The organism is Microbacterium sp. CCNWLW134, assembly GCF_037083565.1.
GTDB lineage: Bacteria > Actinomycetota > Actinomycetes > Actinomycetales > Microbacteriaceae > Microbacterium.
On the sequence record NZ_JBAOJU010000001.1, the window covers coordinates 1,657,550 to 1,670,754 of the forward strand.

14 protein-coding genes and 1 other RNA gene are annotated in these 13,205 nt (G+C 68.2%); 5 read left to right on the plus strand and 10 right to left on the minus strand.

Going from position 1 to position 13,205, the window contains the following annotated elements; all coding sequences use genetic code 11:
- The gene (locus V6S02_RS07870) at positions 1-216 is read left to right on the plus strand and encodes a dodecin family protein (RefSeq protein ID WP_336400424.1); all 216 of its coding nucleotides are present in this window, start codon (positions 1-3) and stop codon (positions 214-216) included.
- A 22-nt stretch (positions 217-238) separates the two neighbouring features.
- Here the strand turns inward: V6S02_RS07870 and V6S02_RS07875 are convergent, their stop codons facing one another.
- Together V6S02_RS07875 and V6S02_RS07880 are read right to left on the minus strand one after the other, a co-directional pair.
- On the minus strand, positions 239-1,366 hold the full coding sequence (locus tag V6S02_RS07875; RefSeq protein WP_336400425.1) for an AI-2E family transporter: 1,128 nt from the start codon (positions 1,364-1,366) through the stop codon (positions 239-241).
- Positions 1,367-1,400: 34 nt separating this feature from the next.
- Positions 1,401-3,995: a LuxR C-terminal-related transcriptional regulator gene (locus V6S02_RS07880; protein WP_336400426.1), complete on the minus strand. Its 2,595-nt coding sequence runs from the start codon at positions 3,993-3,995 to the stop codon at positions 1,401-1,403.
- A gap of 150 nt (positions 3,996-4,145) precedes the next feature.
- Here V6S02_RS07880 and V6S02_RS07885 point away from each other — a divergent pair, with 150 nt between their 5' ends.
- The 3 genes from V6S02_RS07885 (at position 4,146) to V6S02_RS07895 (ending at position 6,311) form a co-directional block, all read left to right on the plus strand.
- On the plus strand, positions 4,146-4,385 hold the full coding sequence (locus tag V6S02_RS07885; protein WP_336400427.1) for a hypothetical protein: 240 nt from the start codon (positions 4,146-4,148) through the stop codon (positions 4,383-4,385).
- Between the two features lie 66 nt (positions 4,386-4,451).
- Positions 4,452-4,850: an SHOCT domain-containing protein gene (locus V6S02_RS07890; protein WP_336400428.1), complete on the plus strand. Its 399-nt coding sequence runs from the start codon at positions 4,452-4,454 to the stop codon at positions 4,848-4,850.
- A gap of 108 nt (positions 4,851-4,958) precedes the next feature.
- On the plus strand, positions 4,959-6,311 hold the full coding sequence (locus V6S02_RS07895) for a hypothetical protein (RefSeq protein ID WP_336400429.1): 1,353 nt from the start codon (positions 4,959-4,961) through the stop codon (positions 6,309-6,311).
- A gap of 89 nt (positions 6,312-6,400) precedes the next feature.
- On the opposite strand, the gene ssrA is transcribed toward V6S02_RS07895, so the two are convergent.
- The 5 genes from ssrA to V6S02_RS07920 form a co-directional block, all read right to left on the minus strand.
- Positions 6,401-6,769: a transfer-messenger RNA gene (gene ssrA / locus V6S02_RS07900) on the minus strand.
- A gap of 156 nt (positions 6,770-6,925) precedes the next feature.
- Entirely contained in the window at positions 6,926-7,732 is an 807-nt protein-coding gene (locus V6S02_RS07905; RefSeq protein ID WP_336400430.1) for an anti-sigma factor, read from the minus strand.
- Entirely contained in the window at positions 7,719-8,297 is a 579-nt protein-coding gene (locus tag V6S02_RS07910; RefSeq protein WP_141938905.1) for an RNA polymerase sigma factor, read from the minus strand. Before V6S02_RS07910 ends, V6S02_RS07905 begins: the two co-directional genes overlap by 14 nt.
- A gap of 8 nt (positions 8,298-8,305) precedes the next feature.
- A complete protein-coding gene (locus tag V6S02_RS07915) occupies positions 8,306-8,953 on the minus strand; it encodes a class F sortase (protein ID WP_336400431.1) in 648 nt (215 codons plus the stop codon).
- Positions 8,954-8,970: 17 nt separating this feature from the next.
- Complete coding sequence (locus tag V6S02_RS07920) at positions 8,971-9,795, minus strand: DUF4397 domain-containing protein (RefSeq protein ID WP_124293490.1); 825 nt, start codon at positions 9,793-9,795, stop codon at positions 8,971-8,973.
- Positions 9,796-9,919: 124 nt separating this feature from the next.
- On the opposite strand from V6S02_RS07920, the gene V6S02_RS07925 reads away from it, so the two are divergent.
- A complete protein-coding gene (locus V6S02_RS07925) occupies positions 9,920-10,588 on the plus strand; it encodes an SIMPL domain-containing protein (protein ID WP_336400432.1) in 669 nt (222 codons plus the stop codon).
- 25 nt (positions 10,589-10,613) lie between these two features.
- Here V6S02_RS07925 and smpB read toward each other — a convergent pair whose 3' ends face one another.
- From smpB to ftsE, 3 genes are all read right to left on the minus strand, one after another.
- Positions 10,614-11,090 (minus strand): SsrA-binding protein SmpB, encoded by a 477-nt coding sequence (smpB, locus tag V6S02_RS07930; protein WP_124293492.1) that lies wholly within the window; start codon positions 11,088-11,090, stop codon positions 10,614-10,616.
- 80 nt (positions 11,091-11,170) lie between these two features.
- The gene (gene ftsX / locus V6S02_RS07935) at positions 11,171-12,085 is read right to left on the minus strand and encodes a permease-like cell division protein FtsX (protein WP_336400433.1); all 915 of its coding nucleotides are present in this window, start codon (positions 12,083-12,085) and stop codon (positions 11,171-11,173) included.
- Positions 12,082-13,143: a cell division ATP-binding protein FtsE gene (gene ftsE, locus V6S02_RS07940; RefSeq protein WP_124293494.1), complete on the minus strand. Its 1,062-nt coding sequence runs from the start codon at positions 13,141-13,143 to the stop codon at positions 12,082-12,084. The genes ftsX and ftsE overlap by 4 nt, the downstream gene beginning before the upstream one ends.
- Positions 13,144-13,205 lie beyond the last annotated feature (62 nt).

Consider the following 13,205-nt stretch of genomic DNA (forward strand, 5'->3'; position numbering starts at 1 on the left):
ATGTCCCAGGTCGCGAAGATCACCACGCTGAGCTCCCGGTCGGAGCTGAGCTTCGAAGATGCTGTGCGGGGAGGTGTCGGGCGGGCTGCTGCGACGTTGCGTCACGTCAGCGGCGCATGGGTCAAGGAGCAGACCGTCGAGGTACGCGAAGGAGCCATCGTGGCTTTCCAGGTGGTCCTGGAGGTGACGTTCGTCCTCGAGGATTCGGACCTCTGATCCCGGGGTCTGCTGGTTCGCCTCACACCTTGGTGTTCTGGCGAGGCACCACGATCTCGCGGATGATGAGCAGGATCGACGCCATGATCGGAAGGGCGACGAGCACGCCGATCACGCCCATGAGCGTCCCCCCGACGAGCGCACCGATCAGAACGAGCGCCGCGGGAACGGAAATGGCCCGATTCATCACCCGCGGGCTGATGACGTACGACTCGAGCTGGATGTAGATGAGATAGGCGATGGCGAAGATGAGCGCCTGGGTCGGGCTGCTGAAGAGGGCGACCGCCGACCCGAGGATCCAGAAGATGACGGAGCCGAAGAGCGGGATCAGCGTCAGGACGAAGGCCACCGCGGTCATCAGGGCGGCGAACGGGAGTCCGATGACGACATGCAGGATGAAGACCGCGACGGCATTGAACGACGACAGGATCACCGAGCCGATCAGAGCGTGGCCGACGGAGGACGTGATCCGCTCGGTCATGTCCCTGAGCCGAGGTCTGCTGCGGGCCGGGGCGAGGGCATAGAAGGCCTCCTTGATGTCATCGAGAGCCGCGAGGAAGTAGAGCGTCAGTGCGACGACGATGAAGGTCGACGTGATCGCCGTCACGATCCCGACGCCGACGGCCCACGCCCCGCCGCCGATGGCACCGATGGTCGCGGGGTCGGAAAGCCAGTCGGCCCCGGCGTCCAGCACTGCCGTGACCGTGGCCTGCGCGTCTGCGCCGAGTTGCGCGAACCACGCCGACGTCGAGATCTCTGCGACGGCCAGCGACGCACTTCGCACGAGTTGGCCCACTTGGCCGACGATCGGGGGGAGTACGAACACCACGAAGCCGGCCGCCAGCAGGAGGAAGCCGCCGAAGACGATGGCGATCGCGGCGCCGCGGTGGACCCGACGGCGTTGGAAGAAGCGCACGATCGGATCCAGCCCCAGCGCCAAGAACATGGCGAGGACGATCGAAACGACGATCGTGGAGATGGAGCCGATCGCCGCACCGAGAACCAGGGCGCCGAGTACACCGACGGTGACGAGGAAGCCGGTCAGGAGCGGCCTGTCGAGCAGGGCAAGGGTTCGACGTATGCCACCGGACCGGCCCTCCCCGGAGTCACCGCCCTGCGCCACATCGCTTCCTGCGCGATCGCTGCCCATGCCGCCAGGATCGCGCGAGGCGCGCGCGGGGGGATCATCCGATGCGGGCGATCTCCCCGACGTCGAGGAGCCCCAGGTCTGCCGCGCGTTCGATCGCCTCGTCGCGGCCCGTCACCCCGAGTTTCCGATAGATATGGCCGACGTGCGTCTTGACGGTGTTGACCGACACGTAGCTGTGGGCGGCGATGTCGGCGAACGTCATGCGTGTGGGCAGGTAGGTCAGAAGCTCTCGCTCGCGATGGGTCAGGTGCTCGACCGGCTGCCCCTGAGCCGGTGAGTCACCGGCTGCGCGTGCCGCGTGGACGGCGAGACGGCGGAACTCATCGGCCGGGCCAGGCAACGTCTCCAGCAGACGAGCGATCTCCGGGCCCGCGGCAGCGAACGGGAAGAGCAGCCGCCCGGACGCCGCGAGCGCCAAGGCCGCCTGGAGCTTGCTCCGGGCCTGCACGGGCCGCCCGGCGCGGGCATGGGCCCAGCCGAGCAGAAGATCGCGCTCGACGGCGACCTCAGGCGACGATTCGCCCCGCGGCTCGAACTGCCCCAGTCTGCGTGTCGCCGCGGCGGCGTCACCGGTCGCCAGAAGGCCCGCGATCTCCTCGAAGGCGATCACAGACCACGTCGACGCCGTCCAGGTCGGCCGCGAGGGTATTCCTCGCAGGCGCGCCCTTCGGTGCGCGAGCGCCGTGAGGGCGTGGCGGACGAAGGGCGGAGGCGGTGCGGCCAGAGGGGACGTCGGGAGTGACGACTCTTCCGCCCCGAGCATCACCGATGCCAGATGAGCCAGCCACAGCAGCTGGGTGCGTTGATCGGATGCCGCTCGCACGCGGCCCTCGGCGAGCGCGGCGGCTCCGGTCTCCCCGTCACCGCGACCGAGACTGGCCACCGCACGGGCGAGGAATGCGTCGCCGGGAGCGGGATGGTCCAGCAGTCGGAACTCCTTCGCCAACGAGAGGGCGCTGTCTGCGAGTTCTTCGGCCACCGCCATCCGCTCCGAGAACGCCTCGGTCAGAGCGAGTGAACCCAGCGCGTGCAGCCGAAAAGGGCGATAGGCCGCCCCCTCGCCCTCGAGCGCGAGCCGGAGCTGCTGTCTCGCAGCGTCGAGGTCGCCGAGGAGGAGAAGCGCGCGGCCGTAGGACGCGCGCGCCACCAGGTTGAGAAGCGGTCGGCTGGTGACGCCCAGGAGCGAGGGCGGCTCGATATCCGGGGGCTCCTGCGCCAACGCGCTCAGGGCGTTCTCGGCCGCCTGCGCGAAGAACTCGGGCGGCGGCGCGAGCTGGACGCAGGCGCCCAGGTAGGTCTGGGCGACCAGCCGCTCCCCCGCACTCAGGTTCCCCTCCTCCAGCAGCCCGTGGAACGCATCCATCGCTGCGACGCCGTGCCCGCTCATCCCTCGAGCCATGGCGAGCAGGAGTTCGGCCTGCGGCCGTCGGGCTCGCTCTTCCTCCGGTACCGCTTCGAGCCACCCGACCACCTTGGCCACGTGGAAGTCCTCGTAGACCTCTCGGCGCAGGGTGAGGACGAGGTCCAGTGCGGCGACCCACGACCGAGCCCGCAGGTGGTAGCGGATGGCGTCGTCGACGAAGTCCTGCTCCTCGCTCCACCGCGCTGCGGCGCGAAGGACCTGCCGTTCCACATCCGGCCCCCGTGCCCGCAGTCGCAACAGGAGGAGATCGCGGAACAGTCGATGGAATCGGTACCACCCCGGACGCCCGCTCAGGGGGAAGAGGAACATCGAGTCCTGCTCGAGGTCCGCGATGAGCTGCGCCCCGTCGGCGCCGAGAATCGCGTCGACGAGTGGCGCGCAGAACTCGTCCACGGCGGCGATTCTCATGATCGCCGAGCGTCGGGGCGGATCCTGGGCATCGAGGACTTCTTCGCTCAAGTAGTCCGCGACGAGGCGATCGGTCTCGGTCAGCGCAGAGACCGATCGCTCCGGATCGGCGGAGAAACGCAGGCTGAGGGCGGTGAGCTGCACGCCCACGGCCCACCCCTCCGTCCGCGTTCGCACCCGTTCGGCGGTCTTCTCGGTGACGGGTCGTCCGGTGATCTTCTGCAGCACCTCCGCGGTCGTCGCACCGTCGAACGCCAGATCGCGCTGACGGATCTCCACAAGGTTGTGCTGCAGACGGTGCCGGCTCCACCCCAGCTTCAGATCGACGCGCGACGCGAAGACCACGTGCACGTTCGGCGGCAGCTGATCGACCAGACGCCACAGATCGGTCAGAACCTCGCTGCCGCTCATCCGGTCAAGGTCGTCGAAGACGATGATGATCCTCCCGGCAGATGCCAACACCGTCGAGAGGTCCTCCAACAGCGCCTCCCCCAGGCGTCGATCCGAGGTGTCCACGGGTGCGAGGGGGCCCTGCAGGTGCGGCGCGACCGAGGTCAGAGCGTCGACGAGATGGCGGGAGAAAGCGATGGGGTCGGCGTCGGCCTCCGTGACGTCGACCCACGCGACGGCGTGATCGGCGCGCGACCGCACCCACTGCGAGAGCAGCACGGTCTTTCCTGCGCCGGCCGGTGCGACCACCAGCGAAAGCGGTGAGTCCAATCCCGCATCCAGCTGCGCCCGCAGCCGAGGGCGGTCGACGGCGTGAGGGGGAAGGGTGTGTCGATGGCCGATCGGCATGCGGACCTCCTCGCGCTTCGCGGGGGTGGATCAAATCATCCCACCCGGGTGACGCCCGCGCGAGACCCTCGGCGAACACTCTCTCCCAGAGACCGGCGGCGAGGGAAAGCCGTCGACGGCCCGACGACGAGCAACCCGGGAGGACCTCACGTGAACGGACAGGTCCTCGAGGTGGTCGTCGACGGACGCTTCGGACCCGATCTCACGGCAGCCCTGTCCGAATTCGACGTCGAACCGGTCGGGGGAGGTCGCACGCGCATCGTGGGCCGGGTCCCCGATCAGGCCAAGCTGTTCGGCCTGCTCGAGCTCTTGGACGAACTTCACATCGAAGTGATCTCCGTCAACCGCCTCCCTCCGGAGGAGATCTCATCCCTCCGGGGTGACGCGTGAGCCCGCTTCGCCCTGCGATTCTCGGCATGTCGGCCGTCCGGCCGGACTTCACAGATTGGCAGACACATGGATTTCTGGGGACTCATCGCCTGGTTCTTTTGGATCTTCGTTTTCGCCGCGTACCTCATGGTCCTGTTCTCGATCATCGCGGACCTCTTCCGGGATGATTCGGTCAGCGGATGGCTGAAGGCGGTCTGGATCATCTTCCTGGTGTTCGTGCCCTTCCTGACGGCGCTGGTGTACCTGATCGCGCGCGGGGCGGGAATGCAGAAGCGCACCTACGCGGCTGCGATGCAGCAGCGAGAAGCGCAGGACGCGTACATCCGGGCCGCAGCCGGCACATCCTCCGCCACCGATGAGATCACGAGGGCGAAGTCGCTGCTGGACGCCGGGGCGCTGACAGCGTCGGAGTTCGAGGCGATCAAGGCTCGCGCTCTGGCCGAGCCTGCGGTCCAGCGACGCTGATCACCTCCGTCGAGTCACCGGCTGCGAGCTCCGGACTTCTCCGGACGACGCAACGCCCGCGCGGGCTCGACGACCAGCCGTTCCGACCCACCGAGGGATGGACTCTTCATGACAACACCGCAGCCGTCGCCGCAGCCCGACCTCCTCTCGCTCCAGCAGCGGATCCTCGAACTCGAGAAGGCCAACGATCAGCTGCGTACGCGTGCGGGCGGTGCCGTCGGCGACGATCGCCCGGCGCGACCACGCGCACATCTGTGGCGCTCGATCCTCTCGGCGATCTGCATCGTGCTCGCCTCGGTGATTCTGCCGTTGTCCATCGCCGGCGCATGGGTGCGGGCGACGCTCGTCGACGAAGAGCAGTTCGTGGCGACCATGGCGCCGCTCATCGATGATCCGGCCGTTCAATCGCTCATCGTCGACGAGGTCTCGGTGGCGGTGTCCGACAGGGTCGATGTCACCGCCCTCACCGACGACGTCTTCGACGGCCTGGCCACACTCGATCTCCCCCCTCGCGCCGCTGGAGCGATCGATCTGCTGCGAGGTCCCGCAGCGGAGGGACTGCAGAACATCATCGACCAGACCATCACTCGCGTGGTCGCCTCCGAGGCCTTCGCCGACATCTGGAGCGGCGTCCTTCGCGCAGGCCATCGTGCTCTCGTCACCGCGGGCACCGGAGAGGGAGCGGGGGGAGCCATCACGATCGATCAGGCGGGAACCGTCGGCATCCAGCTCCAGCCGATCATCGCGGCCGTCAAGGAACGTCTGCTCGAACGCGGCATCGGTCTGGCCTCGGCGATCCCGGAAGTGAATCGAACGATCGTCGTCGCCGAGAACGAGGCCCTCGCCTCCGTCCGGGTCGCGTTCGCAACGGCGACGGCGCTGGGGTGGATCCTCCCCGTGGTGACGCTCGCGCTCCTGATCATCGGAGTCCTCATTGCGCGTCGACGGACGACGGCGTTGTTGGGCGCGGGTGTCGGCATCGCGGCCGGCAGCGCCGCGATGCTGATCGGGATGACGGTCGGTCGCACCGTTCTGAGCCTCCAACCCTCGGGCGACCTCCCGCCCGACGCCATCGTGGCCATCTACGACCAGGTCGGCGAAGACATCCGCCAGACGGCCATCGTGGGAGTGACCCTCGGTGTCGTGATCGCGCTTTTCGCATGGTTCCAGGGGCGCTGGCGCGGCGCGGTGGCGACGCGCGACATCATCGCCCGGGGCAACACCTGGATCCGCACCCGTGGCGCGGAACAGGGTCTGCGGTGGGAGGCGCTGACGGGATGGATGGACCGGCAACGGGTCGTCGTCCGGGCAGCCATCGCCGCGTTGGCGATCGTCTGGCTCTGGACGCTGCGTCCGCTCGACACCGGCGAGATCCTTCTCGTCGTCATCGTCTCGCTGCTCGCCTGGTGGATCGCCGAAGTGCTGCGGACCAGAGCCGATCAGCCGCAGACCCGGGCGTAGGAGCGGAACGCCAGGTCTCGTGATCCACTGCGAAAGGCCCGAGCCCCGCAGGGATCGCGGGACTCGGGCCTTTCGTGTGACAGCGGCACTGGTGGAGATGGGGGGAATCGAACCCCCGTCCATCGCTGGGATACTGCGTCTTCTCCGGGCGCAGTCTGTGCAGACGTTCTGCTCGGCCCCGACCTTTGTCACAGACACCTAAGTCGACAGGCCCAGCCTGGGAAGAGTCCCGTGTGACGTCCAGGCGCCATCACACAGCAAGTCCCCTAGATGACGCCAGGATCCGTAGCGGGAACACCTACGGTCTGACGGAGTTCAGGCTCGCTTAGGCAGCGAGGGTGAACTCAGTGCGCTTAGGTTCGGCACTTATTGGTTCGCAGAGATCGTTAACGAGATAACTCTGCATCCTCGGCCCGCTTCCCGCAGATTCACAGGCGATGTCGAAACCGATCATCCCCATGACCCCTCGAGAGGGAGCCGCCGTCACACTGTGGAATTGCCATCTCGGACGATGTTCGACCGAGCACATCAGGATACAACGGATGACGACGCCGCGCCATTCCGCAAGGGATGGCGACGCACCGGGTGCCTCTTCCCGGGGCGCCGCCACCACGTCAGGCGAAGTCCAGCGCTCCGCGAACGATCGAGTCGCCGGAATGCGTCGGATCCCCGTCGACCGGCTCGTCGGAGACATCCACGAGCACGAACTCGCGAAGGTCGATGGTGTCCGGCACCACGAACTCGCCGGTCTGCCCTTCGAGCATGCCGAGACTGACGATCTCGGTGGCATCCTCGGTGATCAGCCACACTTCGCGGTTGCTGTCGGGATCGACATCGGCATCCAGGGTCACTTCGATGACCGTCTCGTCTCCGCGTTCGACGACCACCGCAGACCCCTCGGCACCCGGGTGGTCGGGGAAGGCGGCCAGCTCGGCAGAGGCCAACTCGACCACCGTCGCCTGCCGTGTCAGAGCCCATCCCCCCACAGCGACGCCCAGGACGGCCACGCTGGCGGCCAGCACGAAAAGCCCGCGGATGAGCCCGCTGCGCCGCCGACGCGGCGTCGATGCCCCGCGGGCACCGCTCGATGCGCGCTCCGCTTCCGACTCCGTGGGGTCCGTGAGATCGGTCTCGACCCGAGGGTCTATCTCCGAGGTGGCCGCCGCGTCGGAGATCGCCGCCGGAGCAGAGAATCCGAGTTCCTCCGAGATCCGTGACCAGACGCGCTCAGGCGGGGCTTCGAGGTCTTCGAGCAGGACGGTGGACCGACCCGCCACCACGGTACGGGTCAGAGCGGACAGCTCCACCGCGCAGCGAGGGCAGGTGCTGAGGTGATCCTGTTCTGCGGGGGTCGCCACCGGTTCCCCGATCGCAAGGAGCGTCAGGACTTCGGGATCGAGATGCGACTCAAGATGCTGCATGGCTCACCTCCAATCGGGATCGCAGACGGGTAAGACTTCGACGGATATGGCTTTTGACGGTGCCCAGCGGCATGTCGAGGCGGGAGGCGATCTGCTGGTGCGTCAGATCGTCGTAGAAGGCCAACTTGACCACCTCTTGGGCGTCCGGTTCCAAGCGGCTGATCTCATCGGCGAGAAGGATGGTATCGCCGATGTCGACCTCGGGGGCGTCACGACCCATGGGCTCGGCGTACCTCTCCAGCTCTCGTTGCAGAGCGCCGATTCGTGCGCGCGCCTCGTGGGTGTCGGCGATCCGGCGGCGGGCGATGGCGATCAACCAGGTCGACACACGCGCTTTCGCGGGGTCGAAGCTCGCCCGGGACCCCCACGCGGAGACGAAAGTCTTCTGCGTGACGTCTTCGGCGTCGCTGCGGTCTCCGAGCGAGCGCAGCGCCAGGGTGAACACGACCGGCGACCAGCGCCGGTAGATCTCCTCCAGTGCCCGTTCGTCTCCGTCTCGGAACCGCTCACCGACCCCTTCGTCAGCTGCTCCCGGCGGTGATACCGCCGAATTGTCGATGCTCATGGTGGCGCTCACTCCTGTACGGGGGTGGCGAGGGCCACCACGTTGTCCTCGTAGCGGCCGATCGACGCATCGAACGCGCCACCGCAGGTGATGAGCACCAGCATGGGGGAACCGGACCGGGCGAACAAGTCATCGACAGGAAGGTCGGCCTTCTTGTAATAGGTGACGGAGTCGAGTCGGTAACGGGTGAGGTTCCCTGTGTCATCGGTCACCTCGATGAGCGTTCCCTGCGCCAGATCCCGGATGCGGCTGAAGGGGCCGATCCCGTATCCCGGCATGTCCACGTGGGCGGAGATGACAGCGCGACCCTCCGGGGACTGAGGACCAGGGCCGAAGCGATACCACCCTGCCACTGCGGGGTCTTCCGGCAGTTCCATCGCCTGGTTGGCATCGACGCCGACCGGGATCACCGGGACGTCGATCCCCGCGTCGGCCACCGACACTCGAACCGGTGCCGGTACGACGGCGGCCGGCGCCGGTGTGGCCGGCGCCACGGGGATCTCCACCGAGGGAGTCGGCGCCTGAGCGGAGATCTCCGGTGCGGGAAGCGAGGTGGCCGGCTGCGGCACTCCGGCCGATTGGGCCGGAGTGCCGCAGCCGGTGAGGGCGAGGACGAGCAGTGCCGCCAGGGGTGCTGCCCGCCTCGCCCTCATCATCCTTCTATCCTCGCCGATCAGCGGCCGCTGCGGGCGCGGACGGCGACGACGGTGCCGCCGGCGACACCGAAGGCGACCAGAAGGCCGGCGGCAAGCCACGCACCCTGCACGAGCGTGTCCTGCGCGGCCAGCTGACCACCGGCACCCGACGGGACACCACCCGAGGGGCCACCGTGCAGACCGTCGATGGTCTGCACCGCGAGAGCGAGGTTGCCGGCCTCAGCCGAGCCCCACGCGTAGACAATGGTCAGCGTGCCCTCGGCGACGTTGACGTCTGCCGGGCCGATGACCGGGTCGGTGGTGCCCGCGAGAGCCACCGCGGCCGAGACGGTGCCGGCCGGGAGGTTGAGGGTGGCCTCGTTCGGGTTCGTCAGGTCCTCGACGACCGGCGAGCCACCGGCGAGGATGTCGACGGCGGGTGCCGCGGCGACGTGACGGACCGTCAGGCGACCCTCTCCCGCAGCGGTCTGCGCGGTGTCGTTGACGAACGCGTTGAGGGCGGGCTCGCCGGCCTCGTTGAGGTTGGCGGTCGCGGTGTAGTTCACGCCGGCGTCCAGCGTCACGGACGTCGACAGGATCGGCTCGCTCGCGTCTGCGGCGTCGGTCGCCGTGAGCGCGATGTCGTAGCTGTCCGCCGGAAGTGCCAGCGGACCGGCGAGGTCACCGGGCTGGAAGTCGTCGAGGGTCAATTCGCCGTTGACGTAGACGTCGACGGGGGTGTCGGGGATGCCGTGCAGCACCGAAAGCTGAGCCTCGCCGCTCGTGCTCGCGTTCGCGGGAAGGGCGAGGCCCAGTGCCGCGACGACGCCGACCGTAAGGCCGGCAACCATGGTCTTGCGCATGAAGATCCTCCTGGGGTGAGTGGCAGTGAGGGTCACCGCCTTTCATGAAGTACTTCTCGAGACCCGAGGCGTTTGGATGCACCGGCATGAGATTTTCCCGACACCGCGTCGTAGAGTCGGCCTCATGAGTGAGGTCGTGGTGACGGTGCACGGGGAGCACGAGGCTCGGGTGGCCCCTGAGGAGGCCGTGGCCACACTGGTGGTGCGCGCCGAGGGCGCAACCCGGGAACGTGTGGTCGCTGAGGTCTCCGCCTGGACCGCGCCGCTGCGCGACGAGCTCGAGTACGCGCACGCCGAAGGACGTGTCGCGCAGTGGTCGAGCGACAGTGTGTCGGCGTGGTCGGAGCGGCCATGGAACGCCGAGGGGAAGCGGCTGGCACCCGTCTTCCACGCCACGGTGAACCTGTCGGCGACCTTCACCGATTTCGACGCCCTGTCCGCGTGGGCGAGCGAGGTCGTCGAACGCGACGGCGTGCAGTTCACGGGGGTCGACTGGCGGCTGTCCCCTCTGACGCGGGCGGCTCTGGAGCGCTCGGTCGCCGCTGAGGCGGTGACCGTCGCCGTGGAGCGCGCGACAGCCTATGCCCGCGCGCTCGGACTGTCGGATGTCACCGCCGTCGAGATCGCGGATGCCGGGATGCTGACCGATGATCGTGGCGCGCGCGGCGAGTCGATGCGTCCCCTGATGGCGCGCGCGGCGTTCGCCGGTGATGCGGGCGCTGCCGAGATCCGGCTTCAGCCCGCCGATGTCGTCGTCAGCGCCACCGTCGACGCCCGCTTCGTCGCCCGTTGACTGCGGGCGTCAGCCTGGTGACTTCTCAGTCGCCGAGACGATTGCGCGTGCGCATCGCCCGCTCCGCCTCGCGACGGTCCTGACGCTCGCGCAGGGTCTGTCGCTTGTCGAATTCGCGCTTGCCCTTCGCCACGGCGATCTCGACCTTGGCGCGACCGTCGGAGAAGTACAGGCGCAGAGGGACGAGCGTGTACCCGCCTGCCGAGACGGCGTGCGAGAGCTTGACGATCTCGTCCTTGTGCAGGAGGAGCTTCCGCGTGCGCTTGGCGGCGTGATTGGTCCAGTGTCCCTGCGAGTACTCGGGGATGTGGACGGCGTCGAGGAAGGCCTGACCGCCGTCGATGTAGGCATAGCCGTCGGTGAGATTCGCTCGTCCCTGACGCAGCGACTTCACCTCGGTGCCGGTGAGGACCAGTCCCGCCTCGTAGGTCTTGTCGATGAGGTAGTCGTGGCGCGCGCGACGGTTCGTCGCGATGACCTTCTCACCGCGTTCGCGTGCCATGGCTGCATCCTCCTTCAGGGCCGCGCAGCCGCATCCGGTCATTCGGATCGCGCACGGCAGCCCGCCAGTCTAGCAAGCGGTCAGGTCCGCAGCCACCGGCGGATGGCGAAGCTCGCCGAGAGCGCGGCGAGGACCACGCCGATGGCGACGATCACGGGGATCACGACGGCGACGTCGCCGCCGTCGACCCACGTGGTGACGAACTGCACGCGTCCGCGGAGCTCCTCGACGCCGAAATGCAATCCCAGCACGACCGTGACGCTCGCCAGGATCGAGCCGATGAGGGCGGCGAAGACACCCTCCAGGACGAACGGGGTCTGGATGAAGCGGTTGGATGCTCCGACCATGCGCATGATGCCGAGCTCGCGACGCCGGGCGAAGGCCGACAGTCGGATCGTGGTGGCGATGAGGAGCACCGCGGCGATGAGCATCAGCCCGGCGATCCCCACCGCGATGTAGGTCGCGACGGTCAGCGCCGAGAAGAGCGGATCGAGGTACTGCAGCTGATCCTCGACGACTTCGACTCCCTCCATGCCCTGGAACGCCTCGATGATGACGTCTGAGCGGCGGTGGTCGACGAGGTTGATCCGGAAGGTCTCGTTCAGCTGATCGGGGGTGATGACGCTCGCGTAGTCCTCGCCGAGCAGGTCGATGACGTTCGCGTAGGCCTCGTCGCGGTTCTCGAAGCGCACCTCATCGATGAGCGGGGCGATCGCCGGGCTGTCCAGCTGCGTCTGCACCGCAGCGATCTGCTCGGCCGTCGCGACGCCGCCCGCACAGGTGCCCTCCTGCGTCGACACCGACGTGCACATGCTGATCGCGACCTGAGCCCGGTCGGCCCAGAAGTTCTCCATCTTGCCGATCTGCATCTGCATGAGGATCGCCGCGCCGACGAAGGTGAGTGAGACGAACGTGACGAGCACCACCGAGATGACCATCGACGCGTTCCGGCGAAGACCCGTGAACGCCTCGGCCAACACCAGACCGACCCTCATGAGGTCGGTCCGACTTCGTCGTCCCGGTCGCGACGACCGAGCCCGAGACGATCGGCGACGCCGAGCTCGGCGACTTCGACTTCGGGGATGTCCTGCACGGGCACCGGCTGCGTCTGCGGTCGCGTGATGCCGTGCGTCGCAGAACCCGGCGCGGGGGCCCGTTCCGGCTGCTGAGCCTGCGCGCCGGCCGGAATCGTCGCGGGCTCAGGAGCCGACTCGCGGGTCTCGCCTGCCCACGGTGGTGCCCCCGACTCGGTCGGGAGACTCGTCCCGGCCATCGCTGCGGCCTCGCGCTGGAGTTCGAGCACGGCCGTGAGGGCGGCGACGGCGGCGGCCCCCCGCTCGGGCTCGGGAGCGAGGCTCGGAATCGCCGAGGTGTCGCCGTACCCGCCGTGGCGTTCGTCGCGCACCATCTCGCCGTTCTTCAACTCGATCACGCGTCGCTTCATCTGGTCGACGAACCCCGCCTCGTGGGTGGCCATGACCACGGTGGTGCCGTTGGCGTTGATCCGGGCGAGCAATTGCATGATGTCCACGGAGGTGGCGGGGTCGAGATTTCCGGTGGGCTCGTCAGCGAGGAGCACCTGCGGCCGATTCGCCAGCGCCCGTGCGATCGCCACGCGCTGCTGCTCACCGCCGGAGAGTTCGTGCGGGAACCGCTTCTCCTTGCCGGCGAGGCCCACGAGCGCCAGCACCTCGGGAACCGCCTGCTGGATGAACGCACGCGACGACCCGATCACCTGGAGGGTGAACGCCACGTTCTGGAACACCGTCTTGGACGGCAGCAGCCGGAAGTCCTGGAACACCGCTCCGATGTGGCGACGGAAATAGGGGACCTTGCGGTTGGAGAGCGTGCGCACGTCGCGGCCCAGCACGACCACCCGCCCGTCGCTCGGCACGTCTTCGCGCAGGATCAGCCGGAGGCACGAGGACTTGCCCGAGCCCGACGCGCCGACGAGGAAGACGAACTCGCCGCGGAGCACCTCGAAGTCGACCTTGTTCAGGGCGGGGCGGGAGGTGCCGCGATAGTGCTTCGTGACGTTCTCGAACCTGATCATGGCGTGACGAGCCTAAGCGGCGGTGCGCCGGAGGCGCCGAGCGACACCCGGCGCGGCGTCAT